We start from the raw sequence: 25683 nt of genomic DNA, 5'->3' as shown, positions 1-25683 counted from the left end.
GCATATTTATATATTTTAATTTATTATTTTTTATGAAAAATAAAGGAGGTAGACCAGTAGTTGAAGATCCAAAAAAAAGGAGAGATAAACATATAGGGTTTTATGTAACAATTGATGAATATAAAAAAATAATCAAAAACATTCCTGATAATTTATCATTGTCAGAGGGATTTAGAACACTTTTATTAGGTAATAATAAACAAATATATGTACCTATTAATTTTGAAAAATATATCTCAGAAGTAAATAAAATAGGTAGTAATATTAATCAGATTGCAAAAAAAATTAATACAACAAAAGAGATAAATAACAATGATCTTAGTAATATTAAGTCAGAAATTGCAATTTTGAATAAGATGTTTGAGGACATTCTAACCAAACTAAATAGTAAAATTGATAGCTAATATTTCACATACAGAACAAGTAAAACCACTCATAGAGTATAACGAAAAGAAAGTTAAAAAGGGAGAAGCTGAGAGAATACACTACTCCGGTTTCAATTCTGATGCTGATAAAAATGTGGTTATTTCACACTTCGCTTTGCACACAAGAGATAGTAAAAGGAAGGATAAAAACATGCACATATCTTTAAACTTTCCAATTGAAGATTTAAAGAAACTAGACAATATTAAACTATTAGAAATAACTAAAGATTATTTACTAAAATTAGGTTTTTCGGAAGATCACCCTTTTATAGTTTATAGGCATTTTGATACTTTTCAACCGCATATTCATATCGTAACTCCGAAAATAACAGAAGGGAAGAAGATAATAAATGATTCAAATCTTTTTTTAAGATCTCAGACTATAACTAGAGAATTAGAAAAAAAGTATGAACTAACTCTGGTTAGTAGTGTAAAAAATGGTTTAAAGAAAGTTCCTGAAGATATTGTAATAAAAGAAGAGCTGCAGGATACACTAGATAAGAGAAAAAGATATTCATATGCTGTAGATTATATTCTTAAAAATTATCATCCTACATCTATTTCTGAGTACAATAGTCAATTAAAGTTAGTGGGACTAGAAGTTATTACTAATGAATACACGGATAAGGATGGTATAGATAGAATCGGATATAAATACAAAATGGAAGGAATAAATGATTTACCAATAAATGCATCTACTTTATATAGTAACCCGGCCAGAAGAAAATTGATAGACTTTTTAAAAGCAATTTGAATTATAGAATAAAGAGAGAAAAAGAAATTAATGATTTTATAAAAAACAAAGTATTTGCAAAGTATAATATTCTGACTCATGAAATATTTGAAAAAGAACTTAATAAAATAGATATTGAAGTAAAGTATACTTATAAAAATGGTGTAGTTGCTGCTTACAGATTTTTTGATAAAAGAGAGAACATTCACTACAAACCTTCATCTATAAACAGGGATCTTAGCTACGGTAGTGTAAAACAAAAGTTTGGAACTAAGATAAACAGAAATTATAAGTATCATAATGATACACTAGTTTTTGTACTCGATAAAAAATATAAAGAATTGTATCCATCAAAATCAAAGAGTTTAGACCCTCAACATTATGTAATGTTTATGGCTCAAAATGGGATGGTGCCAGACGTTTATGAAGGTAAATTAAGATTTAATAATTATTCAAATAAAAACCCTAAAGAAAGTGATTATGCTTCGGTTAAAATACCTATAAACAAGTTAGATTTTAATGAAATTTCTAACATGGTGCATGCTAAAAACTACAGATCCCAAGTTTGGAAATTCCAAAATCAAATAAATAAAGAGGTTATCAGTGAAGATGATATGAAATCACAAGAGTCGAATATTGGGGAAATTCTAGTAAAAGGATTTGATAAAATATTGGATTTATTTGATAAATCAGAGAAAAATATAAAAAATAAGTCTAATAATCCTAAACAAAATTTATGACAATATTATGAAATAAATAAGGCTGTTTTAAATAATACGAAATTATTTCATAAATTTGGTTAGCTAAAATAATAAATATGAGCACATTATCACAAAAACTAAAAGAAACTGGAAGTCTTGATTTATTGTCTTCCAAAGAATTGTATGAAATATTACAAACAGATGAACTTACTGAAAAAGAGATTTCAGAGAACATAGACCTTTTCCAATCTTCAATAAATGAATTTTTAATTGAAGACGATGCATTTAATGGGCTGCAAGAGGATATGGGTGGAGAATTCAATTTTACTGAAATTGCGAAAACACCATCAGAAAAACAAGCTCTAATCGACAAGGTTTTAGATTTAAATAAAAGGTTTATAAATGATAAAAAGGCTTCTCGTATTAACCAGGAGAATAAGTCGTTAATCTTACGATCTCAAATTGAAGAGTTACTAAAGGAGCCAGATAATAAGGAGAGATATGATTTTGTTTCTTTTCTTAAAGATGGAGTTGAAATTTTCGGTATTGTACGAGAAGATATTGTTTATAATGGTGAAAATTTTTCAAGTGTAATACCATTTTTTCAAACTGACACTGAAAACCCAGAAGATTTAAAATTATTAAGAAATCAAGAATCAATTTTGATTCAAAATAAAGAAATAACAAAAATTCTGGAACAAAAAACAGGGATAGATGTATGGAAAGACCTAATTAAAAAAGAAGGAGTAAATCCTGAATTAGAAATTAGCTCAAAGACTAAACATATCATTTCCCCTAAAGTAGAAAAGGCACTAACAAAAAATAAATTTTCTCTTAAAAAATTATTTGATGATTCACTACGAGACTCACAAAACATTTTAAAGGGAGTTGCCCGGAACGCGAATTTTGAGGACGTTTTTAATGAGATTTTCGTCTGTATCAAGAAATCAGAATCTTTCCAAGCAAAAAAGACAATTTCTGCTGTTTATAAGATGTTTCAACCAATAATAGAGGATGAAAGTCAAACACTACAAAAAAGAATGAATGCTTTAGTCAATGTTATTAATGAAGAAAGCAAATTGGAAGACCTTAAGTTTATAGACGATTTTACGCATAAATTTAAGAATGGAGAACTGTCTGATGAAGATATGGTACAGTTAATAAAAAAATATGAAAGTCTCCAAGACAATAGTATCTCAAGTGTAATAACTGAATTCGTAGAAGTAAAAAAACAAGAACTTTCCTTGCATTCTGAAGAAAAAATTATTGAGATTTTGAATGTAAATAAAGAAAAAGTTGCGATTAATGATATTGTTTCTTTTGAAGATAAAGGGAAATATCAAAAGGGGAGAGTTATAGGGGAAAATGAAGGTTTACTAAAGATTGAGTTATATGATAAGTCTGTAAAAGAAGTTTCTGAAGATAATACTACAAAATTATTTAAAGGTCAAAAATATACTATTGAACAAGTTCAAAAAGCTTTTGTAGATAGTAATATTCAATTAAAATATGATGATCTGTCTAATGAAAGTAAGATCAATCTATTGAAAGGAGAGATGTCTCAGGTCTTTAACTCTACATATATAAAGCAAGATCAAATAGGTTTTAAAATTTCCGAAAATAAAGATTTTAAGCTAGTAGTTAAATTTGATGAAAACAGAAAACTAGTTTTAAAACCAGTCTTTAAAAACAATGAATTTAAAATTGATGAGTTTGAAATGAAAGGACAAAAATTATCTGAAGATCAAAAGAAAGATTTATTGGATAATAAGATGATTGTTTTCGAAGTATTCGACAAAAATGGTACTCTTCAGTATCAAAGCGATATGAAATATGATGCCCAGCTGAACGATATTTTATATTATTCAAATAAGGGAGAGAACTATGCAAAATCAATAAAGGAAGGCAAGTCACAAGAATTTACTGCGAAAACAACAATAATAGACAAGGGAACCGGAATTAAAATGTAAAGATATTAATATCTTTATGTATTAATTTCTTTATATATTATATTATTAAAACCAAAATGCAATTATAAATATGGCAACTGAACTTCAAGATAATAAAGGAGATAATGAAAAATTATCATGGCCAGAATATAAAAGATTGTCCGATATGTGGGCTAATGAACTGTCAAATAGGACTGAATTAAGCCAGGGCTTAACATATACTCAAATAGATGAGAAACAAGCATATTTCTTTACTCTATATGAGTTAAAACAAGATGAACTGTTTCAAGAAATAGATCTTTTTGAAAATTATGAGTTTATGTCTGATGAGTTAAAAGATCTTCATGAAAAATGGGAGGGAAAAATTGAAAATGGAATTTCTTATAATGAATGTGAAAAATTCCAGTCAGAGTGTGAAGCTATAGGATATACATTTGATTATTATCTTGATGCTAATCCTATTTATTTAAGACCAATCAATCCAGATGATCAATATTTATTAAGAGACTTAATAAATAGTAATAATCAAAACCAAAATCAAAATATGGAAAATCAAAAAGACAAAAAAGAGATTGTACAAGAATTAATCAGAACTCTTTCTCCTGAAGAAATTGAATTGTTAATACTGTATACAAAAAGTAAGGCTGAAGAATTTGATAACTTTTTTGCTGATTCCTCTAGTTATGAAAAATTGGAGAAATATAAAGAGTTAAAATCTATAGCTGATGAAGATCAAGTATCATTAATTGAAAAAATTGTTAATGATAATACTTACGCACAGAGTGGATCTGATAATCAAATTCAAGTTGATAATTTTTTGAATATTGTTCATGAAATTTACAATGAAGAAAAAATGGATTATTATTTATCGGCTATACCTGATATTTTAGATGGAATTGAAATCTCACCAAAACAAAAAGAAATATTAATTAGTGAAGGTTCTGTTTCAATAGCTTCTCCAAAACATGATGATGAATTACTTGTTAGCTTTTCAATAACTGAGTATGGAAATATTAAAGCACATTATCCACATGGAGAAGAAAAATTATTAAGGATCTCAGAAAATGTAAATCAGAATAGAAGTTTACCAAAATTAGAAATTGGTAAACTAGCAATTGTTAATCATGAAGCCGATTATTTTAAAGGACAGATAGAAAGTATTAACGGAGATAAAGTTATTCTAAAAAGTTTAGTTGGTGAGATTAAAGAGTTTCATAAAGATGAAATTTATCAAAAGCCGATTATTTTAAAGGACAGATAGAAAGTATTAACGGAGATAAAGTTATTCTAAAAAGTTTAGTTGGTGAGATTAAAGAGTTTCATAAAGATGAAATTTATCAATTCTTTCCTGGACAAAAGTATGACAGATCAGAAATAAAATTTTTATTTAAAGTAAAGCCTGCCGGAATTAATTTCTCTGATCTTAATAAAGGTGATATTACTCGTTTAATGAGAGGTGAGCTTACCAACACAGTTTTTAAAGGTGTATCAGATAAAGAAGGACAAAAAACAGAGTATTTTTTTAAAATGAGGCCAGAATACTCTTCTAAGGAAAATAAACTTACCCTAAAACCTTATTGGAAAAATAAGCAAGATAATATGCCAACTATGGCATTTGGAACAGTTCTTAATGAAAATCAAATTAAAGATGCTGCGGATGGTAGGGCTATTATAGTGGACGGAATTAGTAAAGAAGAGAAACCTTTTACGGTAAAAGTGCATTATGATAAAGATCTTAACACTTTTATAGCTGACAAATTCATAAATAAAAATGAATTGAATGAATTGGTAAATAAGGAAGCAATAAAATCATACAAGATTGATGGTAGAATTGATTTTAGTAAAAATGATGATATTACTCAAAATAAAGGACCAAAAATATAAATAAAACCCAATAAAAATATTACTATGTACACATTAACATTCACCGGACATTTAGTTGCAGATGCAACGTATAGCCAATTAGAAAAAGAGAGATCACCTATAAACTTTACGGTGGCAATTAATTTTCCAAATAAAAAAAATCCAGAATACAAAAGATGTGTTTATTGGATCCAGTCTAAAGAAAATCCTGAGATTTTAAACAGACTGAAAAAGGGAGAGGGAGTTACCGTTCACTGTAATTATTGTGATACCACTTCGTATGAAAATGATAAAGGAATCCAATATACTACTACTGAATATGTGGATCAGCTTGTTCTTCATAAGTCTTACCCTAAGGACGAATCAAGTGCTCCAGAAGAGCCAGAATCCACTGAGGGCATTTAATAATTATTTTAATGATAATAAAGCAGCAATGCTTTATTATCATTTTATATGGAATTTAATAATAAATAAAAGCAAGTTATGAAAGTAGTATTAGCAGAAAAACCGAGCGTTGCAAAATCAATAGCTGAAACAATAGGAGCGAGAGAAAGGAAAAATGGTTATTTTGAAGGAAATGGATTTCAGGTTACCTGGGCTTTTGGTCATCTAGTAATGTTGTGTTCTCCGGAAGAAGTTCTTGGAAGAAAAATTGAAAATGATGATCTACCTTTTTTACCACAGGATATACCATTAAAGGTAAAAAAAGATTCTGAAGGAACTGCGAAAAAACAGTATGAGATTATCAAAAAACTGTTCAATGACAGCACTGAGATTATATGTGCAACTGATGCTGGTAGGGAAGGAGAATTAATTTTTAGATTAATTTATGAACATGCAAAATGCAGCAAACCTTTCAAAAGATTATGGATATCTTCTGTAAATTCTGATGTCATTAAAAATGGATTTAAAAATCTAATTGATGGTAAAGAGAAAGACGGTTTATATTTAGGAGGTAAGCTACGTCAGATGGCCGATTGGTATTTGGGGTTTAACTCTAGTATTGCAATGACTAAAAATAATGGTTTTTTGCTTAGAATAGGACGTGTAAAAACTCCTACATTATTTTTAGTTGTTAAAAGATTTTTAGAAAATAAGGGTTTTAAATCCCAGAAATTTTTCATTCCTAAAGTGACTATTAATTCTGAGCATGGAGAGGTTACAGCAAATTATCAGGATAAATATTTTGATCCTTCTGAAGCTAAAAAATTACTAGATAAGATATTAAGTGTAAACGACATTACATTACGTGATATTGATAAAAAAGAAAAATCTTCAGCTGCACCGGCTTTATTCAATTTAGCGGAATTGCAGAAGAAATGTAACAGAGACTTTGGGTATACAGCTGATGAGACTTTAAATTATCTTCAGGTTCTTTATGAAGCTGGGAATGTAACATATCCAAGAACAGATAGTAGATATCTAAATGATGAGATGAAGGATGAAGTTTTTAAATTGATTGAAGATATTGGAGGTTTTTTCAATTGCCAGGATCTAACAGTTCCTCTGTTGCTTAATAAAAATTTAAAACCTTTTAATAACGAAAAGGTTACCGATCACCACGCAATAATTCCTACTATAAATATGCCGATACTAGCCCAGCTGGATGAAAAGAAAAAGAATGTATATCTTACTATACTATCTTCTTTCCTTCAGGCATTTTCGACAAAAGAAGTAAAGAACGTAACCACTTATACTTTCTTTATAAATGGTATAGAAATTCCGTTTTTAGCTAAAGGATCTGTTGTTGTTAATAAAGGATTTACAGTTTTTAAAGATTTGTTCCTAGAAAAGAAAGGAACAAAAAATACTGATGATAATGATAATGAGGAGGAGGAACAGGAGAGACAATTACCAGAATTACAGGAAGGCACCTATAAAATCAAAAATGCTACAATTACAGAATCACAAACTACTGCTCCGCCCTTATTAAATGATGCATCTTTGATCACATTGATGGAAACTTGTGGAAAGGATATTGAAGATGAGGAACTGAAGGAAGCTTTAAAAGGAAAGGGAATAGGAACTTCAGCAACCAGGGGAGGAATAATAAAAGAACTTGTTGATGGAGAATACATTGAGAGAAAAGGCAAAACTCTTCTTCCAACAAAGCTAGGATTTGAGGTGATAAAATCTTTAAATGGCCAGAAAATATTATCGGCAGAATTAACTGGAGAGTGGGAGAGTGCAATTACTGATATTGAGAATGGAAAAGGGAATGTAAATAGTTTTAAAGAAAATATCAAAAAGTTTGCCTATGAAATTACAAATCAGATAAAGAATAGTCCTAAACTGGCATTTAATCCTAATGAGACAACTCATTCTTGTCCTAAATGTAAGAAATCAAAATTACTACAGAATAAATTTTATTATCATTGTGAAGATGATCAGGGTTGTCAGTACAAACTCTATAAGAATTTTAGAGGACAAAATATTACAGAGAAACGATTGGCAGAACTTTTAACAAAGGGGAAATCTCCAAATGCGAAGTGTAAAACAAAAGATAATAAATCTTATACCATTGATCTGATCTTTAATAGAGAAACAAATCAGATTGAGACTCAACAAAAGCAGTCTAACCCAGGTGTAGGTAACAGCAAATTTAAAAGCAAGAATAATTAATTATGGCACAGGATAAAAATTTAGAAGTATATACTGGGTTATTTTTCTTACTATCCATGTTATTACTTGGGATAGATATAGTAACTCTTGGAAATGTTTCCCTTACAAAGTTGGGTTTTGACTTCTTTACTCCTTTTTCAAATAGAATCTTAAATATGGGATTTTATAGTGGTGGGAGGTATTATTTAGTGAGATTGTTTATTGTAATTTTGGTTTTATTTTCTGTATTTGGTGGAAAACCAAAGAAAAGACTGAAAGATAATGTAAATATTCAATCACTAATTTTAAAAGCAGCTATATGCTGTATTGTATTTATATTTTCATACATGCTATACCATGTCGGGATGAATGCCGGTATATTTTCATTTTATACTATCATAAGCCTTGTAACGTATTTCCTTATGATCTATTACTTTGGAGAGATTATGACAACAATAAATTCTTCATTTGGTAAAGATAGATTTGGCAAAGAAGGAAGAAAATTCCAACAGACACAAGAGTTGATGGAAAATGAGTTTTCTGTTAATTTAAAAACAGATGATGGATGGATTAATGTTGTAAATCCTTTCAGAGCAACTCTTGTAATTGGAACTCCCGGTTCCGGAAAATCCTTTGCCATATTACAGCCAGCAATCGAACAGCATATTGAAAAAGGATTTGCAATGTGTGTTTATGATTATAAATTTCCGACATTATCTGTATTCACATATAATTGCTTAGAACTTTATAAGAAGAACTATAAAGTAGAACCGGAATTCTGTGTTATTAATTTTGACGACCCACGTAAATCTCATCGATGTAATCCTCTACAGCCAGAATTACTAATAGATTCTGTAGATGCAGTTGAAGCTGCCCAGGTTCTTATGATTGCACTTAACAGATCCTGGAATTCTAAGCAAGGGGATTTTTTCGTAGAATCACCAATCAACTATGTGGCCTGTTTAATTTGGGCGCTTCGCTGTACTGAGGATGGAAAGTTTTGTTCTTTGCCACACTTGATTGAACTATTATCAAGATCTTATGAAAAGCAGTTTGAATTTCTTTCCTCTATCGAAGATGGTACAATTTCTAACATGGCTGCACCATTTATATCTGCTTATCAAAATCAAGCTACTGATCAGCTTGAAGGACAAATTGCTTCTGCTCGTTTAGGACTATCCAGAATGACATCACCAATTGTTTACTGGGTTATGACAACAGACAAAGATGAAGAAGGTAATGAAATTGATGGGATTAATTTGAAAATTAATGATCCGAAAAGACCAAAAATTCTTTGCATTGGCAACAACCCTGAAAGAGAAAAAATATACAGTGTTTGTATCTCATTGTTTACAACTAAAATAATGAAGGTAATTAATAAAAAGCATCAAAATAAAACAGCCTTAGTATTAGATGAGTTGACAACTATGTCATTTCCTAAAGGAACACTCGATAATATAATAGCGACAGGGAGAAGTAATGAGATAGCGACTTGGCTAGGATTTCAGGATATAACACAGGCTGTAAGGGACTTTTCTAAAGAAAATGCAGAATCAATTGTAAATACAATGGGTAATATTTTTGCTGGGCAGGTTTCTGGTGAAACCGCACAAAGATTAGCCAGGATGTTTGGTAAAATTAAAGTGAAGAAAGAATCTCAGTCAATCTCTGACAGTGGAACATCGATATCTTATTCAGAACAGATGGAAGAACTTATTCCGGAATCAGAGATCAGTACATTGTCTCAGGGTGTATTCTGTGGAAAAATTGCAGATAATTTTACAGAGAAGATTGATCAAAAATTCTTTTATTCTACAATACATGTAGATCCTGTTAAAACTAAAAAATTAGAGAGTGGAGAACTGCCAGACTTAACTATTTTTCTAGATGCTCAAAATCAGCCTCTTTCTGATAAAGATATAAATCAAGTTTTATTGGATAATTTTAATCAGGTAAAATCCGATATAGATCAACTTTTAGAACGTACTTTGACAGAATCATAAATACGAATAGAAAACACACCACTAAAACTACTTTGTTATGAACGATAAACCACTTATGATCAATTGGGATCAAGCAATGAATGAAATTAATCTTATGGATTTCTTTGTATATAAATTTCCTAATTTTTTTTATGATAAAAGTCGAGATGCTTTTGTTGATAATCTAGATCCAAAATTAAGAACTAATAAATTTCAGTTTGGAAAAGGAAAAGACGGAAGACAAAATTATTTTGTCCGCGGTTCTGGAACCCCAGGAAATTTAATACATTTTATTAAAAATTTTGTAGTACAACATGAATCAAAAGTTTGGGAGGGTGTTAACAGAGAACTTATTGCTTATAAAAGTAATTTAGAAACTATTAAACAAAATTTAACTACTGTATATGAAAAGCAAAAATTAAATGAAGATTTTAGGAATAAAATGTTTACGAGGGAATTATCAGATGAATTTATTTTAAAGGGCAAATTTTATCCTATCCACCAGAACCAAAAAGACTATGTTACAAATTATCGTCAAATTTCGATAGAAACTTTAAATCATCCATTATTTCAAAATATTGTTAAAAGTTTTAAAGATGAAAAAGATCCTTTTTTCACTTTAGCTTTTGAAATTAAAGATACATCTGGAAAAGTTGTAGGGGTTCAAAAAATAAATACAAATCCAGATTATGATAATTTCAATTCAAAACGCTTTGTTAGTGGAACACAAAATGATGTTGGTTTTGGTTTTTCAAATACAGTCGAAATTGATAAAATTAATCTCCAGGTAAATACTAAACAAGGAGGAAGAAATTTATTTGTAACTGAATCGCTCTGGGATGCAATGGCACACTTTGAAGTAAATAAACCTCAAAATGCTGAGTATATTAGCACAAATGGTGAGATTGGTGAGAATAAAGCTTTTAAATTAAAACAATATTTTGAACTCAGGGCATTTGAAAAAATTACTTTAGCAACGGATAATGATAAAAGAGGATCTTTTTTTGATACGATAATTATATCCTCACTCATACCAGAAATAAAAATTAATTATAAGGATACCGATTTTTTATCTATATCACTAAGTTTACATGACAAAGAAAGCTTTGCAAAGGCTGAAAAAATTGCTTCAAAATTTAAAGAAATTGATAAGAAAACAGTAAATTTTCTTTCTGATGTATTACCAAGAAATATGGCAATAGAGATTATTAATCAAGAAATGGTAATATCTTATGTTAAGAGGAACTCTAAATCTGAACTTGAATTTATAGTACCAAATACTAAAGAATATTTGGAATCGTTTAATAATTTATCACTGCAAATTTTCCCTGGATTAAATAAGAAAATATCTATTCAAAAGTCTATTTCTAAAGATTGGAATGACGATCTGAAATTGATTAAAAATAACAAGATTGAAAATGATATTCCCAAGAAGAAAAGTTTAAAAATTTAATTAATATGAATGAAAATTTAATTAGCATAGATGGAGTACTGATAAACTCTATTTATGCTCAAAATGAAACGGTAATTAATAGTATTATTCCAAACAGAAAGAGATTACCTTATTACAAGTATCTACAAAGATATCTAAATGAAGAATTACTTCAGGATTTACCAGAATTAGAAAGTGAATATGTAAGAAGAATAAAAATTCTTGGACAAGAAGACCAAATCTTAACTGATGCTTTTTTACATATTGTTGAGTATAGTAAAGAGTTGTTAGAACATTCTGATGTTAGTATTCAGAATCTTCCTGAGCTTGAATTACAAAGAGGGTTTGAGTTTATTAGAGAACAATTTGCAAATTAATACCAATATCATGATAAAAAATTTGAGCGATTTTCAGAGGTTCAAAAATAATATAGAAGCATTAAAACTAATTGCTTTAAATTCAGAAAAAGATCTAAAGTATAGTGAGTTGTCAAATCTGTTTACCGGGTTTGGCAATTTTCCTTATTTTACTATGCCTATAAATGATATTCTTTCAGAAAAGTTTGACAGCAAAACTACTAAAAAGTACTATGATGAAATAAGAATTCTTATTAACGATCTTAATACTGCAGGAATATCAAATGATCATCTTAAATCTGTTTTTCAGAAGATAGCAAGGAGTGCATTGTATGCTTATTTTACCGATAAAGATTATGTAGATCAGATCACTAAAAGTTTACTTTCACAAAAATTAGATTCAATAAATGAAAGCAGCAATAATGCACCTTTCATGATATTAGAACCAAGTGCCGGGACAGGAGTTTTTGTGAAAAGTATTGTTGACAATATAAGAATTCTAAAAGAGGAAGGTCTTATCAATGAGGGTGCTGCATTCAGAATATATGCAATAGAACCGGAAACAATTTCATTTAGAATTTTAAGTAGTATAAAAAATGAAATTTTAGATTCAGAAAATATTACTTATTCTGCACATAACAGTAAATTTGAAAACTTTCAAATTTTGACTGATCGTAAATTTGATATTATAACAAGTAATATTCCCTTCGGTAGTACAAAAATATTAGACGAACTGATTCAGTCAAATTTTCAACTTCAGAAAGTTCCGAATATCCACAGTTATTTTTTTTTAAAATCATCTGCACTTTTAAAAAATGATGGAGATATCGGATTTATTACGAGTAGTAATTTTCTTGATTCTCCTGGAAACGAAATAGACAGAGCTTTATTTTTTCAAAATAATAATAGCGTTAAAAATATTGTCCGTCTTCCTAAAGAAACATTTCTAGGCACTGAGGTGCAGACAGATTATATTCATACGCACAGAAAAAGTTTAATCACAAGTTTAGAAACAAAGGTTCTTAATCAAGTGATTCATTCTATTAGCTTAAAAGCAGATAGTCTCTTTATTACTGAAGTAAATAACCCAAATAAAAATAAAGACCAGGAGTATAATATAAATTCTTTCGTTTACCAAAGACAGGATAAAATATTGGTGGGAGAATTGCAAACTAATTTTATGCACAATGGCTATACATTGTCCTCAACATTAAAAGATCCTGACAAGAGATTTAATGTTTTCTCAAAAGCAATCAAGAGACCTGAATTTGAAGATCATATACAACAAACTGTAGATTTATTAAAAACACCTGATATCAATGATCTCCAAAATATTTCTGTTTCAAATTCTGACCAATATAGAGTTAAAAATTATTTAGAGAATTTTAAAAGAGAAGATAACTATTCTTTCACAAATGCAACAATATTGGAGCCTATCAGCATCAATGAAATTGAGAATATTGTAAAGGATATAGAAAAGAAGAAGAGTTCAAAAAACCAATATAAAAAACAAAATCCTGCTGCCGGAGTACAACTATCTCTTTTTGATTTTGAAAGCGAAATTCAACAGTTTGAAACTCTCACTAATTCTGTTATAGATAAGGCTTTAGAAATTCCCCAGGAGCAGGAAATTAAGTCACAAATTCTATCTAATATTGAGTTGGAGAAAGAAAATATTTTCCATTACTCAGGGGCTTACATAGTTTATCAAAATAATGTCTTCATACTTGATAGAAAAGAAGGAAATTCATATTCTTCTACTCCTTTATTAAATATTGCTCAAAAAGACAAACAGTTGCTACTTCTAAAGAATGACTTTTTGTTATTTCAGGATTCCCTTAAAAAAGGTTCTACCGATTTAGTAGAAAGACATCATCATTTGATTAGTGGGTATAATGATTATACTAAAGCATTTGGAAGCATAAATGAGTCTTTACTGTTCTTTAAGGATGATATGTATGCTTTAGAATTCGCTGGATTAGAGATTAAAAATAAGCTTGGAAAATTCATTGCTTCTGACCTAATCACAAATGAGCAATATTTTACTGAGAATGATAAAGAAGTAAGAACTCCGGAACAGGCTTTAATAAAATCTCTTCAGAAATACAATGGCCAGGTTAAAATACAATATATCTGTCAGCTTCTTAACATTGAAGATGAAGAAAAAAAAGTAGGTATTGCCAGATATTTAGTTGAAAAGGAGAAGATCTTTAATGATTATTATATTAAAGATGATTCAGTCAGATACAAATTTTCTACTAGAGAAGAATTCCTTTCGGGTAATCTTCCGGAGAAAATAAAAATTTTAGAGCATGTTATTCAAAATGAAAAGTCATTTGATTATATGCCAGATTCTAAACTTCGGGAAGATCTTTCTATTTTAAAACAGCACGATATCAGTATTGTAAATTTTGAAGATCTGACAATAAATATCAATGCAGAATGGCTTGATAAAAAATACCTGGAGAAGTTTCTACAGAATAAATTTGATTATGGATCTGAAGACTTTTTTGAATTTACAAAACTCAATGGATTTCTAATCACTAAAAAATCTTTTAAGGAAACTTATGGATTAAATTCAATATCAGTAGATGCTGCCAACCGCACAATCTCCGGAGGGGAGATATTAAAAGATATTATTAATGATAAATCTTTCAATTTTACTACTAAAATAACAGCCGGAGATAAAGAGTTTTATGTTAAAGATATTAAAGCCAATAAAGATGCTGAGCTTAAATCAAAACTTTTAAAAAAAGAATGGAAGTCTTTTCTCAACGGTTTAAGCCCTGAAGACCATAAGGAAATATTACAGGCTTATAACAATACATTTTGCACAAATGTTCCAAAAATATTTAATGGTTCTTATTTGGATTTTTCTGATATTAATGGGGTAGATGATGCTCATCAACATCAAAAAGATTCTGTATCAATGATTCTTCAAAACGATGGCGGAGTGGTAGATCATAAAGTTGGAGCCGGAAAATCATTAGTAATGTTCAGTGCTACAATGAAGATGAGAGAAGCGGGGTTAAAAAAGAAACCGATGTTAGCGGTTACAAGAGCAACAGCTGAACAAATCTATAAAGAGTTTAAATTTCATTATCCGGAATCGAAAATATTTTTTGATACATCGGAACTAGATGAAAATACAAAGTTGTCCTCTGAAGAAAAACGGAAACAGAAATATTCATTAATTGCTAACAATGATTGGGATTGTGTTATAATGACTCATGAAGAAATTGCAAAAATTCCAATTCCATTAGAAATTCAAATTGAATATACTGAAGAAATCCTTGACGATTTAAGAGATAATATTTATTATAAAAAGCAGTTGAAAGATGAGGGTGTGAATGTCGGAGATTTAAAAAGATTGGAAAAGCAGTTGGAATCTGAAGAGGCCAAACTTGACAAAATGTTTGATAAGCTTAATACTAATAAAGATAATACTATCTATGATTTCAATTCCTTAGGCGTAGATCATCTTATGATAGATGAAGCTCATAAGTTTAAGAATATGCCTTTTACTACAATACATAGTGGTGTTGCCGGGCTAAGTACACAGTCTTCTGAACGAGCAAAACACTATGCAATGTTAACAAGATCGCTTAGGAAAAAATATAATCTTAAAGATAGTGGTGTTACTGTTCTTTCGGGTACTTTCATTTCTAATTCAATGGCCGAAATTTATAATCTAATGAATTGGATTAAACCAGAAAGATTGAAACAATTGAATATTAATACATTCGATAGGTTTGCAAAAAATTTCTTTGTAAAGGAAGCTCAACAAGAATTGTCTGTCGGAAATGCCATAAAAGAAAAAGAACGATTTAGATATATTGTGAATGTTCCTGAGCTTAAATCCCTTTATTTAGAAATGGCTCATGTTGTTAATGATAGTAATTTCACAATAGAAACTCCGGATGTGAAAACAGAAATGGTAATTATTGAAGCTAACACTCAGCAGGAAAGATTCAATGATTTACTAGTAGATTTTATAGATGGTAATCCTGAATCTGCTTTAGAGTTTGAGAGTATAATTCAGAAAACTTTTGATGACAGACAGAAACAAGCAAGTTCACTAATTGTATCCAATCTATCTCAAAAAAACGGAATTGATCCACGACTAATAAATGATGATTATTTTATTGAACCAGGACAAGGAAAGCTGCACCTGTGTGCCGAAAAGATTTTCGAAGTATATAACCTTACAAATGATCTAAAGGGGGTTCAATTGGTTTTTTGTGACATTGGAATTCCTAATACCAGAAATGGTGATCAATTTAATGTTTACGATGGACTTAGAAATATACTTGTTGAAAAATACGGTATACCTAGAAATGAAATTCAATTTGCTCATGACTGGAGAGCTGCTTCAGGAACGAAAAAAGACAAAGCGCTCAGAAAAGAGTTTCAAGATAAATTAAATTCCGGTGAGTTTAGAATAGCAATTGGCTCTACTGAGACTTTAGGAACAGGTATGAATGTACAGAAAAAATGTATTGCTGAGCATGATCTAGATATTCCCTGGACTCCAAGTAAAACGGAGCAAAGAAAAGGAAGAATGAAAAGACAGGGAAATGAGATAGCTAAGGATTTTGACAACACTGTTTTTAACTATAAATATCTTGCTAAAAAATCTCTTGATGCTTTTCGTTCACAGGCAAATGAAACAAAAGAAAAATTTCTAAGTGTATTTAAAAAAATTGGAGCTAATTCACCACGTATTTTAGATGAAGGTGAAATCGATGGTGATGGTAATGGAACAAATTATTCGTTGATGAAAGCCTACATCCTAGACAACCCTCAAATGTTAGAGATTGCTAAGCTTGAGAAGAAATTAGAAAACCTATATAACAATAAAGAAGCTATTGAAAATGAAGGTATAAAACTTAACAGAAACTTTAATTATTATAATGAGATTCTTGAGAAAGAATCTACTCAATTAAGTCTTTATAAGGAAGTTTATAGCAATTTTCAAAAGACTTTTGAAGATATGAATACTGAAACTTTTAAAAATCATCCAGAAATACGCCTTTTTAATGGGAATGATGAAATATCGGGGGTACAAGATCTCAAATTGATTGGTACAGAGCTTCGTAAAAAATATGAAGCAGTGCTTAATATTGTTGACACTAACAATTTAAGAAATTTGGAACCATACAGAACTGTAATTTCTGGAAGTGTAGCTTACAAAATTCCTCTATGCAAAATAGGAGCGTTTAATCTTAATATGACTTTAACTAATATTTCTTTTAGTGAAATTAAAAAAGGACATCTTAAAATTATGTTAGACAATGATTTTAACTCACTTAAAATCCAAAAAAGGATGGATGTAATACCGAAGGATCCAATAGAAGCTGCTACTATTATTTATAATGAAATATCAAAGAGAATACCCAGATTAATTGAAAATGTAGAAATTGATATTACTGGATCGAAAGAAAAGCTTCACTATTTTTCAAGTCTAAAAAATGATTACAAAAAATTTGATGGAGATAGCGAAATTGAAAAGGTAACAAAACAGATAGTAGATCTTAAACAAAGTATAGAGGTTGAACGGCAGAGCAAGAAAATTAGAAATAAACAAAATTTGTAATATAGAGAAGGAAGGCATACAATCGTGTATGCCTTCTGCTTTTGAATATCGTCTTAAAATATTTTTTAACTATTAATTTTTGTCTGCAGGCGATCTTCCCAGGGCACCGGTTCCGGATCCTGATCACACCCGGTGATGTTGGCCAGCTGCTGCCGGAACTCTTTCCGGATCCGGATATCTATTTAGCCAGGATAACACTTCGCAGAATAATATGTTAAAATTATTTTATACGTCAAGATCTGTCGTATTAATTCTGTTATATTGAAAAAAAATAAATCTTAATCATAAAATTGCCTTCTCAAAAACACCTAATTTTGCATTATGAAAAGCCCTACAAAACATAGCGGAAAATTAGAAATATTCAGTATTGCCTGTACTGATCCGATTATATTACGGCCTTTTAATGAACCATTAAAAGCGGGTGGATACCAAAGTTTTTCAAGCCCAGCTGAAGATTTTCCGGAAATGGATCTATTTAAATTTTTGATAAAAGATATTGACGTTTCATTTCCAGCACGAATAGAGGGAGATTGCCTCAATGACATTGGTGTTTTTGATAAAGACTGGGCGATAATTGAAAAAGGGATTCAGCCAAATGATCTTGATCTTGTTGCTGTATATATTGATGGTGAACCCTATATTAAGAGATTTAAGCCTAAATATGGAGATAATAACCGTTTAGAATCTATAAAGTTTAAAACAGCAAACATAGATTATCCGGACTTTGATATAAATGAAGATTCAGAATTCATTTTATGGGGTGTAATTATTGGGATAGTAAGAAAATATAGATAATGATAGCTTTAGTCGATGCCAACAACTTTTATGCAAGTGCCGAAGGATTTTACAATGTAAAATACAGGGGAAAACCCTTAGTTGTTCTCTCGAATAATGATGGTTGTGTCGTGGCCAGAAGTAAGGAAGCAAAAGAACTTGGCATACAAATGAGTGAACCTAAGTTTAAAATACTACACTTTGTAAAATCTCATGGCTTAATAATCTGTTCTGGTAACTTTCAACTTTACGGTGAACTCAGTAACCGAATGAAATCTATTATAAACAGATACTGCGATCAAACAGAATCATATTCCGTGGATGAAAGTTTTATTTTTGGTGATGGTCACTCAGATTTTGAAAATAAAATGCTAGAAATGAGAAACAAAATTTTCACAGGTCTTGATCTTGCCACATCTGTGGGAATCGCCCCAACAAAAACGCTCTCAAAAGTAGCCAACAAAATAGTAAAAAAATACTCTGCTGATCTTGGCCACGTCTACACAATTGATTCACAGGAAAAAATAGAGAAAGCTTTGAAATGGTTTCCCATTGGCGATGTTTGGGGCATTGGAAGAAAATATGAAAAGCGATTCTTAAATTATGGTGTAAAAAAAGCGATTGATTTTGTTAATCTACCGGATGCTTTTATAAAAAAGGAAATGGGTATTTACGGAATCCGGATGAAAAATGAATTATTGGGTATTAGACAATATGATATTTCTTTCAGTGAGCCCAATAAGCAAATAGCGACAACTAGAACATTTGACACAGGTACAGATGATTTTGATTTTATACAGGAGAGGGTTGTAACATTTTCGGCAGAATGCTCCCGCAAATTGAGAAATCAAAAAAGCTGTTGCCGTCATGTAACTGTATATTTAACAACAAACTTTTTCAGACCTGATCAGCCTCAATACAGTAACAGTTTTACCATTACTTTACCTAACCCTTACAATTCATCAATAGAGATTGCTAAATATGCTAAAATCGCTTTAAATAGAGTATATAAAAAAGGATTTCAATATAAAAAGGCAGGAGTAATACTAAGCACCTTTGTTCCGGAAAATGAGAGAATAATTAGCCTATATGATGATGATCTGTTTCCGAAACATAAACCTGTAATGGATGCAGTAGATAGCATCAATAAAAAGCTTGGTGTTCCTAAGGTAAAACTTGCAGGAATGAACCTTGTTAAGACTTGGATCATGAAACAGGAATATTTAACAGCTAATGAAATTTTAACTTTGAGAGCATATTAATTTGATTAACATTTCAACATCTTTCGGAAAATTATAGAAATAAAGTTAAGTATATATATATACCTAATTATTTTTTATATATTTGTCATTATAAAATAGTTAAAGTCCAATCAAATCATTTACACCGGAGCAGGTGGATAAAGTCTGCAAATAAAAAATGTCTGATATTAAATTCCTTAAAACTTATCATATTCTTGGCGAAGAATATTTCATAGAAAGAGACGCAATGAATAATCTTCATTTCTTTCTTAAGAAAACAGACCTTGAAAGTGATCCTTTATCTAATCCAATATTAAATGAACTTGAGAATTCACTGAATAATTTATCAGATTCATTTATCGACAAAACTGTTGCCGATGGGTTGTGCTTAAATAATAAATATTTTTTGGTTTACCATCATGTGATTCCTGATCTGAAATTATCGGTTTTTACAATAAAGGAAAGAGGAAAATTAACAGGTATTTCCCTTCTGTTTATCAACAATAAAAGATCTCTTATTTTTAATACTGCAGATCAAAATTTACTATTGCAGAATATATCTGATTATTATTTCCAAAATCCTATTTCTATCAGACCAGATCCGGAAACAATGCAAAAAAATATTGCAAGGATGTTAAAAGATTTTTCCCTATAATTATAAGTTATGTTAACCAAATTTTTATAAAATACTAAATTCAACCAAATACAAAATATTATGAAAAATAATAATCTAAATGATTGGAATAATCAGGAAGAGGAATGGGAAGATGCTTTTAATAGTTCTATTCCTGCGAAACCAATATTACAAACTTCACAAATTAAAAGGATTTTCAAAACAATTGATACTACAAACAGTTTTGTCCTTTTGTACGGTATGGAAGAAAGCTTTAGAACATATATTGCAACTTGTTATAATCAAAAATTTCCAGCTTATATAGGAAAGGATAGTCAAGTTAAAAATCCATGCGTAAAAATAACCCTTGATAGGATTGTTTTAGATACAAGCACAATTGACGCTAAAATTGGAAAAGAATGTTTTGCTACTCCTCAAACTTATAATGATACCAATAAAATATATAATCTTCTTAAAAATTTAGATTGCAAAAATTTGATAGTTGAAAATTCAGATTATCTTTTTAAGATGGGGTCTATTGATTTAGTACATTATGGGATTAAAATTGAGAGAACATCTGATGATCTTTGGGATTCAGAAACGACTGTAGATGAATTTAATACATTAAAAAAAATAAAAAATAATAATATTAATTATTTTTATCATTTATATAAAAATTTGGGTATTAAAATTATTTTTTCAGGGCTGAATGCTACTCAAAATTTTTTAGAGGGCTGTACCTATAAAACGGATATTGGAAATAATAAATTTCCTTATAAAAAAATTAAATGCCTTTCTAAAACAACTAATAAAGATTACGACACTATTTTTGAATTTATTCAAAAGGATCTGAATTTTCAAATGAATAAACTTCTTTATGACGATATAAAAGAATTTTGTTTGAATGAAGAAATGAATATAAAAGAAACATTAGAAACATTTAAGAAATGCTATCAGATATCTAAAATAGCAGAAATGGAAAATATTAATCTGACATTATTTAAGAATTGTTTTTATGAATTTATTTCCAAAGAAAGAACAGAATTATTGCATAGTAGTTTTCTTAGTTGTTCTTAATGGGGTCAGCTCACGATGATCCAAATAATTCTGGTATATAAAAATGATTAATAATCCTTTAGTAATAGAAAAATAAGTTATGAATGAGAAAAAATATAAGAGAGGATCTAAAAACTCTAATCTTAAAAAACCTGTGCTTTTTAAAGTGTACGAAAATCAAATTCAATTTATGTCTCTTTTTGTACAATATAAGCATGAGCAAGGATACGACAAACTTGCATATACAAGAACTGACATCATATCAGAAGCGCTTCAGGATTTTATAAGTAAAAATAAAAATGAATTTTTAAAAGAAGCTTCCGATGATTTACAACTTGAAGCAAAAAAACTTTTAATATTTAAAACAAAACATAATGAATAAAAATCAAGTACTACCCAAAATTAAATCTTATTTAGAAAAATATAGTTCAATAAGCACAGCTAATCACTTAATTGTAGTTATGCTACTTATTTTAATTTCTAATTGGATTATGCTGTCTTTAAACTTACCCTTATATCTACTTTTAGTAACCTTTGCTATAATTTTCTTTTTATCATTAATTCGAGGGAATTTGAAAAGTTATGATATTGAACTAAATAATAATGGACAGATTATTAACTATGTAAATGTCAAGTATAAATACATTAAGAAAAAAGACCAGTTGGTTATTTATCATCAGGATGGTAAAACAACACTTATTAACCAGGGAAATTATACGATAAAAGAAAGAGCAATTGCTACTCCTTCAGAGTAAGCTGCATTTTATCAACGAATTCTTTAAGTTTTGATAATTTTTCTTTTAATACATTATAACGGCCAGCTTCTAAATCTTTTGTCATATATTTTGAAACTAAGGTATTGTCTTCAGTAAAGAGCCAAGCAGGATTAATGTCATGTTCTACTTGGTAATATTTTACAAAATGTATAAAAGTTTCAGTCTGAGAAGTTAGTCTTCTTTCAATATTACTGTAGTTATCCGCTTTTAATGGATTATTACTTTTATTAGTAAGTTTAATATTATTTATTTTGATGAAATTATTAAAATTATCAACGAATTCACTTTGCGTAAAGTTTAGTTCTTTCCTAAGAAAGATTAGTCTCTTAAATACTATGTCGTTTAATAACTCGCTCATAAAAACAAATGTATGAAAATATGAAGAATTTTAATGTAAAAAAACTCTTAATTTTCTTTTCTTTTACCCCTTTATTCTTTAACTCACAAGATAAATCTAGAGTTTACCAAGAAGGTAATGAAGTATTTTTAAAGGTGGATGAAAATTGGGTTAAGTCACTTGAAAAATATGATAATAACACCGGAGAAAGCTATGAAAATACCTTATCTCTGGACACTTATAAGGAACGGTTTTATCTACTCGATGCTAACACAAGATTAAATATTGATTACAATGATGTTACCTATTCCTATGTTAAAAAATACTTATCCTATAGATGGTATCATAGAATTATAGGATTGTCTTCTTACTATTTTCCTCTTTTTGAAGCTGCGTTGGAAAAGTACGGATTACCTAAAGAAATAAAATATTTAGCAGTTGTCGAAAGTGCACTAAATCCTCGTGCGGGATCCTGGGCAGGAGCAAAAGGAATCTGGCAATTTATGCAAGCAACAGGTAAAGAATATGGATTGTATGATACGAAGTATTATAGTGGTTTCTATGATCCAGTGAAAAGTTCTGACGCAGCTGCACGTTATTTGCGAGATTTATACAGACAATTGGGAGATTGGAATCTTGCAATATCTGCTTATAACTGTGGTGCAGGAAATGTCAATAAGGCTATCAGAAAAGCTGGCACAAAGAGTTATTGGAAAGTACGACAATTCCTTCCTAAAGAAACACAGGCTTATGTTCCTAGCTTTATAGCTGTAAATTATATTTTCAATTATTATAAATTACACAGTATAAAACCAATGTACTTTAAATATAATTTTTATGATGTCCGGATGATTTCAAATTCTAATCCAACTACCTTCAAAAACATAAATGGCGATACTGCTTTTTTGAGGTTTGCAAATCCACAGTTTATCACAGATTATATTCCAACAAATTCAATCATTTACACAAAATAAAAATTATGAATAATAAGAAATGGACTGACAAGATTAAGAAGTTATCTGATAATTCTAAAGAAAATTTAGGTAGTGAAAATGAGACTGAAAATATAAGGATCATTGATACTGAAGAAATTTTTTTAATAGACGAAGACAAACCCAATACGATTATTAGAATATTTGATAAAGAAGTAAGAACTGATGAAATTGATGTGCCTAACGAATTTATTGATCTTCTTTTAGGAATAAAAACGGGTAATAATTCAACGAAAGTAAGTTTAATGGACATGCCCATTGCGGCAATGAATTTATTGTTTAGAACGATTGCTTTAGTAAAGTCGAAACAATTCAACTCTAAGTCTCGGCCATTACAATTAGAACTTTTTGAAGAAGAGTACAAAACAAAGCAAAATGCTAAAGTATCAGTAGTGATTAATATTAAGGATCTCTCATTCAATGTAAGAGCTGATGGAAAAGTAAAAGGTAGAAGAGAAAAAGTTCGGGAAGCCATAGACTTTCTTCAGTATAATTTATTTGTTTGGGTTGTTGGTAAAAATTCCAATGGTAAGACTACAGATTATAAACAATCTTTCATAGAATCACCTTCATTTACAAACGGAATAGTCTGTTTTGATATGAATGTCTTTTGGCTAGAAAAATTGATAAACTTAAAGGTTTACAACACTACCTTACTTCAGTTACCACAATTACTTAAGAATACTAGGCATGTTTTATTTTCTCTTTACTTAGAAAGATTTGAACGAAATCAATGGAAACCTTGGAACTACCAAAATATCAATGATATCTTTGAACTCAATTACTCAGATGCAAACAGTTTGGCAAAAGGTTTTTTTAGAGAGGTAAGACATAAGTTAGATAAAAACTCACTAAGAAGTTTTCAATATAGGGTTAAAGGAGAGAACATTTTAATATACCCGTATGAAATGAAAAATATTGTTGCAAAAAATGATATCCAGTTAGAAACGAAAACTCTTGAAAAATTAGATGAAAATCACTTTGCTAACTATGTAAGCAGAAGGCATGGTTTAAGCAAGGAAAAAAAACAAAGCATACTTGACGTCATTAAAAGTTCGAACCTTGATAAAAACACATTAAAAAACGCTTACAATGAATTTAAAAGGTTTTGTAGAAGCAAAGAAATTAAAGTTTCTGTACTAGAGTATCAAGGGGACGAGTTTTTAAGTAAATGGAATACCTACATTTTTGAAGAATATAAAAAGTCTCAACGATACAAAGATTATCCGAATGGATATCCAAGAATATAATAGAATTGAGAAAGCCCATACGGGCTTTTCTCATTTTCACTACCTTGAAAAGTAGAGATTGTCTCATTTTCACTACCTATTGTCTCATTTTCACTACCTGTAAATCTCATTTTCACTACCAAGATAGTGCCTTAAAGCCCGATGAATAAAGGTGATTTCGGGGGTCTAAAAAGTATTATAGAAAGTGTATAGTTTTTATAAAAAAGGAATTCGCCTAACGGCTCATGTGCTTTTTATTAATAAAATAAAGGAGAAAAAATAAAAATAACGATCCTTTTTATATATTAAAATGACATTAAAAGAAAAGTTTAAAAAAAAGAGTCTCATTTTCACTACCTGTAAATCTCATTTTCACTACCTTTTTTCTCATTTTCACTACCTATCCACAATATTTGTATTTTATGTCTCATTTTCACTACCTATAAATAATTTTAGTTAGATATTTATTAAAACTACGGTATTCCGTAATTATTTATAAGCTCACATTCTTAATTTTACTTTATGGAAGTAAATACTATAATTTTAAATTTACTAAAGAAAGGAATGAATCAAAAAGAAATTTCTGAACAATTGGTTAAACTTGAAATAAAACCGAATAGCTTGAGTACAGTAGAAAAATATCTAAGCGTAATGCGCAAAGAATATGGAGCAAAGACTATGTTTCATTTGGGATATATTCTTTATCAATTAGATTTCCAAAGTTGATTGTTTTTTAACATTATACTTCTAAAAAATTTAATGAAAGTATTATACAATGATTTAATAAGTTAAAATCAATAACAATTAAATTTGCAGAATGTCTTAATGGAAAATTATTGTCTTCCAATTTTTCTGTAAATGTCTCTATATCATGAAATCCAAAAACTAATGATGATTTTGGGAATATGTTAATATTAAAAAAAATATCAGATTGATTAACTGTAATTGTTTGTATTTCTCCTAAACCTTCAAAAAAATTAAGAGCGATAGTTTTAATTTCTATTTCCTGTATTTTCGTTAATACCAT

The 25683-nt window shown here is 29.3% G+C and carries 23 protein-coding genes; 21 read left to right on the top strand and 2 right to left on the bottom strand.

The genetic code is table 11. The annotated features are described in order from the left end of the window. Window positions 1–32 precede the first annotated feature (32 nt). The 18 genes from FDY99_RS22670 (at window position 33) to FDY99_RS22585 (ending at window position 22077) form a co-directional block, all read left to right on the top strand. Window positions 33–404 (top strand): plasmid mobilization protein, encoded by a 372-nt coding sequence (locus FDY99_RS22670; protein ID WP_139423938.1) that lies wholly within the window; start codon window positions 33–35, stop codon window positions 402–404. Next, window positions 394–1179: a relaxase/mobilization nuclease domain-containing protein gene (locus FDY99_RS22665; RefSeq protein ID WP_162304206.1), complete on the top strand. Its 786-nt coding sequence runs from the start codon at window positions 394–396 to the stop codon at window positions 1177–1179. The genes FDY99_RS22670 and FDY99_RS22665 overlap by 11 nt, the downstream gene beginning before the upstream one ends. After that, entirely contained in the window at window positions 1176–1898 is a 723-nt protein-coding gene (locus FDY99_RS22660; protein WP_139423936.1) for a hypothetical protein, read from the top strand. Before FDY99_RS22665 ends, FDY99_RS22660 begins: the two co-directional genes overlap by 4 nt. Window positions 1899–1975: 77 nt before the next feature. Then, complete coding sequence (locus tag FDY99_RS22655) at window positions 1976–3829, top strand: hypothetical protein (protein WP_139423935.1); 1854 nt, start codon at window positions 1976–1978, stop codon at window positions 3827–3829. A gap of 70 nt (window positions 3830–3899) precedes the next feature. Next, complete coding sequence (locus tag FDY99_RS22650) at window positions 3900–5069, top strand: hypothetical protein (RefSeq protein ID WP_139423934.1); 1170 nt, start codon at window positions 3900–3902, stop codon at window positions 5067–5069. 188 nt (window positions 5070–5257) lie between these two features. After that, the gene (locus FDY99_RS22645) at window positions 5258–5692 is read left to right on the top strand and encodes a hypothetical protein (RefSeq protein ID WP_139423933.1); all 435 of its coding nucleotides are present in this window, start codon (window positions 5258–5260) and stop codon (window positions 5690–5692) included. A 24-nt stretch (window positions 5693–5716) separates the two neighbouring features. Beyond that, complete coding sequence (locus FDY99_RS22640; RefSeq protein WP_139423932.1) at window positions 5717–6076, top strand: single-stranded DNA-binding protein; 360 nt, start codon at window positions 5717–5719, stop codon at window positions 6074–6076. Window positions 6077–6154: 78 nt separating this feature from the next. After that, window positions 6155–8293: a DNA topoisomerase gene (locus FDY99_RS22635; protein ID WP_139423931.1), complete on the top strand. Its 2139-nt coding sequence runs from the start codon at window positions 6155–6157 to the stop codon at window positions 8291–8293. A gap of 2 nt (window positions 8294–8295) precedes the next feature. Further along, the gene (locus tag FDY99_RS22630; protein ID WP_139423930.1) at window positions 8296–10275 is read left to right on the top strand and encodes a TraM recognition domain-containing protein; all 1980 of its coding nucleotides are present in this window, start codon (window positions 8296–8298) and stop codon (window positions 10273–10275) included. A gap of 37 nt (window positions 10276–10312) precedes the next feature. Then, window positions 10313–11707 (top strand): toprim domain-containing protein, encoded by a 1395-nt coding sequence (locus FDY99_RS22625; RefSeq protein ID WP_139423929.1) that lies wholly within the window; start codon window positions 10313–10315, stop codon window positions 11705–11707. Window positions 11708–11712: 5 nt separating this feature from the next. Continuing rightward, the gene (locus FDY99_RS22620) at window positions 11713–12063 is read left to right on the top strand and encodes a hypothetical protein (RefSeq protein ID WP_139423928.1); all 351 of its coding nucleotides are present in this window, start codon (window positions 11713–11715) and stop codon (window positions 12061–12063) included. A gap of 10 nt (window positions 12064–12073) precedes the next feature. Beyond that, on the top strand, window positions 12074–17638 hold the full coding sequence (locus tag FDY99_RS22615; RefSeq protein ID WP_162304205.1) for a hypothetical protein: 5565 nt from the start codon (window positions 12074–12076) through the stop codon (window positions 17636–17638). A gap of 321 nt (window positions 17639–17959) precedes the next feature. Further along, window positions 17960–18433, top strand: a complete 474-nt coding sequence (locus FDY99_RS22610) for a LexA family protein (protein WP_139423926.1) — start codon at window positions 17960–17962, stop codon at window positions 18431–18433. Continuing rightward, window positions 18433–19674, top strand: a complete 1242-nt coding sequence (locus FDY99_RS22605) for a Y-family DNA polymerase (RefSeq protein WP_139423925.1) — start codon at window positions 18433–18435, stop codon at window positions 19672–19674. The genes FDY99_RS22610 and FDY99_RS22605 overlap by 1 nt, the downstream gene beginning before the upstream one ends. Before the next feature lie 157 nt (window positions 19675–19831). Beyond that, a complete protein-coding gene (locus tag FDY99_RS22600) occupies window positions 19832–20308 on the top strand; it encodes a hypothetical protein (protein WP_139423924.1) in 477 nt (158 codons plus the stop codon). Window positions 20309–20368: 60 nt separating this feature from the next. Continuing rightward, the gene (locus tag FDY99_RS22595) at window positions 20369–21343 is read left to right on the top strand and encodes a hypothetical protein (protein WP_139423923.1); all 975 of its coding nucleotides are present in this window, start codon (window positions 20369–20371) and stop codon (window positions 21341–21343) included. Window positions 21344–21422: 79 nt separating this feature from the next. Then, window positions 21423–21704, top strand: a complete 282-nt coding sequence (locus FDY99_RS22590) for a hypothetical protein (RefSeq protein ID WP_139423922.1) — start codon at window positions 21423–21425, stop codon at window positions 21702–21704. Beyond that, window positions 21697–22077 (top strand): hypothetical protein, encoded by a 381-nt coding sequence (locus tag FDY99_RS22585; protein WP_139423921.1) that lies wholly within the window; start codon window positions 21697–21699, stop codon window positions 22075–22077. The genes FDY99_RS22590 and FDY99_RS22585 overlap by 8 nt, the downstream gene beginning before the upstream one ends. On the opposite strand, the gene FDY99_RS22580 is transcribed toward FDY99_RS22585, so the two are convergent. Then, window positions 22061–22456 carry a hypothetical protein gene (locus tag FDY99_RS22580; protein WP_139423920.1) on the bottom strand — a complete coding sequence of 132 codons (396 nt, stop codon included), beginning with the start codon at window positions 22454–22456 and terminating at the stop codon, window positions 22061–22063. The two genes, FDY99_RS22585 and FDY99_RS22580, sit on opposite strands and share 17 nt — an antisense overlap. A 20-nt stretch (window positions 22457–22476) precedes the next feature. Between FDY99_RS22580 and FDY99_RS22575 the strand changes: the two genes are divergently transcribed. From FDY99_RS22575 to FDY99_RS22565, 3 genes are all read left to right on the top strand, one after another. Next, window positions 22477–23409 carry a lytic transglycosylase domain-containing protein gene (locus FDY99_RS22575; protein WP_228448985.1) on the top strand — a complete coding sequence of 311 codons (933 nt, stop codon included), beginning with the start codon at window positions 22477–22479 and terminating at the stop codon, window positions 23407–23409. Window positions 23410–23414: 5 nt separating this feature from the next. Then, window positions 23415–24677, top strand: coding sequence for a hypothetical protein (locus FDY99_RS22570; protein ID WP_139423918.1), 1263 nt, complete (start codon window positions 23415–23417; stop codon window positions 24675–24677). A 501-nt stretch (window positions 24678–25178) separates the two neighbouring features. After that, window positions 25179–25382 carry a helix-turn-helix domain-containing protein gene (locus FDY99_RS22565; protein ID WP_139423917.1) on the top strand — a complete coding sequence of 68 codons (204 nt, stop codon included), beginning with the start codon at window positions 25179–25181 and terminating at the stop codon, window positions 25380–25382. Window positions 25383–25395: 13 nt separating this feature from the next. On the opposite strand, the gene FDY99_RS23110 is transcribed toward FDY99_RS22565, so the two are convergent. Next, window positions 25396–25683: hypothetical protein (locus tag FDY99_RS23110; protein ID WP_162304204.1), on the bottom strand; the 288-nt coding region annotated here is incomplete at its 5' end.

It is taken from the genome of Chryseobacterium mulctrae, from assembly GCF_006175945.1.
In the GTDB taxonomy this organism is placed as follows: domain Bacteria; phylum Bacteroidota; class Bacteroidia; order Flavobacteriales; family Weeksellaceae; genus Chryseobacterium; species Chryseobacterium mulctrae.
This window is presented reverse-complemented; position numbering and strand designations above follow the sequence as displayed.

Bases quoted from the DNA above. Each gene is read 5' to 3' on its own strand.
- FDY99_RS22670 (WP_139423938.1), top strand. From the start codon at position 33: ATGAAAAATAAAGGAGGTAGACCAGTAGTTGAAGATCCAAAAAAAAGG.
- FDY99_RS22645 (WP_139423933.1), top strand. From the start codon at position 5,258: ATGAGAGGTGAGCTTACCAACACAGTTTTTAAAGGTGTATCAGATAAA.
- FDY99_RS22625 (WP_139423929.1), top strand. From the start codon at position 10,313: ATGAACGATAAACCACTTATGATCAATTGGGATCAAGCAATGAATGAA.
- FDY99_RS22630 (WP_139423930.1), top strand. From the start codon at position 8,296: ATGGCACAGGATAAAAATTTAGAAGTATATACTGGGTTATTTTTCTTA.
- FDY99_RS22580 (WP_139423920.1), bottom strand. From the start codon at position 22,456: ATGAGCGAGTTATTAAACGACATAGTATTTAAGAGACTAATCTTTCTT.
- FDY99_RS22635 (WP_139423931.1), top strand. From the start codon at position 6,155: ATGAAAGTAGTATTAGCAGAAAAACCGAGCGTTGCAAAATCAATAGCT.
- FDY99_RS22565 (WP_139423917.1), top strand. From the start codon at position 25,179: ATGGAAGTAAATACTATAATTTTAAATTTACTAAAGAAAGGAATGAAT.
- FDY99_RS22600 (WP_139423924.1), top strand. From the start codon at position 19,832: ATGTCTGATATTAAATTCCTTAAAACTTATCATATTCTTGGCGAAGAA.
- FDY99_RS22605 (WP_139423925.1), top strand. From the start codon at position 18,433: ATGATAGCTTTAGTCGATGCCAACAACTTTTATGCAAGTGCCGAAGGA.
- FDY99_RS22640 (WP_139423932.1), top strand. From the start codon at position 5,717: ATGTACACATTAACATTCACCGGACATTTAGTTGCAGATGCAACGTAT.
- FDY99_RS22585 (WP_139423921.1), top strand. From the start codon at position 21,697: ATGAATAAAAATCAAGTACTACCCAAAATTAAATCTTATTTAGAAAAA.
- FDY99_RS22570 (WP_139423918.1), top strand. From the start codon at position 23,415: ATGAATAATAAGAAATGGACTGACAAGATTAAGAAGTTATCTGATAAT.
- FDY99_RS22590 (WP_139423922.1), top strand. From the start codon at position 21,423: ATGAATGAGAAAAAATATAAGAGAGGATCTAAAAACTCTAATCTTAAA.
- FDY99_RS22575 (WP_228448985.1), top strand. From the start codon at position 22,477: ATGAAGAATTTTAATGTAAAAAAACTCTTAATTTTCTTTTCTTTTACC.
- FDY99_RS22615 (WP_162304205.1), top strand. From the start codon at position 12,074: ATGATAAAAAATTTGAGCGATTTTCAGAGGTTCAAAAATAATATAGAA.
- FDY99_RS22650 (WP_139423934.1), top strand. From the start codon at position 3,900: ATGGCAACTGAACTTCAAGATAATAAAGGAGATAATGAAAAATTATCA.
- FDY99_RS22610 (WP_139423926.1), top strand. From the start codon at position 17,960: ATGAAAAGCCCTACAAAACATAGCGGAAAATTAGAAATATTCAGTATT.
- FDY99_RS22595 (WP_139423923.1), top strand. From the start codon at position 20,369: ATGAAAAATAATAATCTAAATGATTGGAATAATCAGGAAGAGGAATGG.
- FDY99_RS22655 (WP_139423935.1), top strand. From the start codon at position 1,976: ATGAGCACATTATCACAAAAACTAAAAGAAACTGGAAGTCTTGATTTA.
- FDY99_RS22620 (WP_139423928.1), top strand. From the start codon at position 11,713: ATGAATGAAAATTTAATTAGCATAGATGGAGTACTGATAAACTCTATT.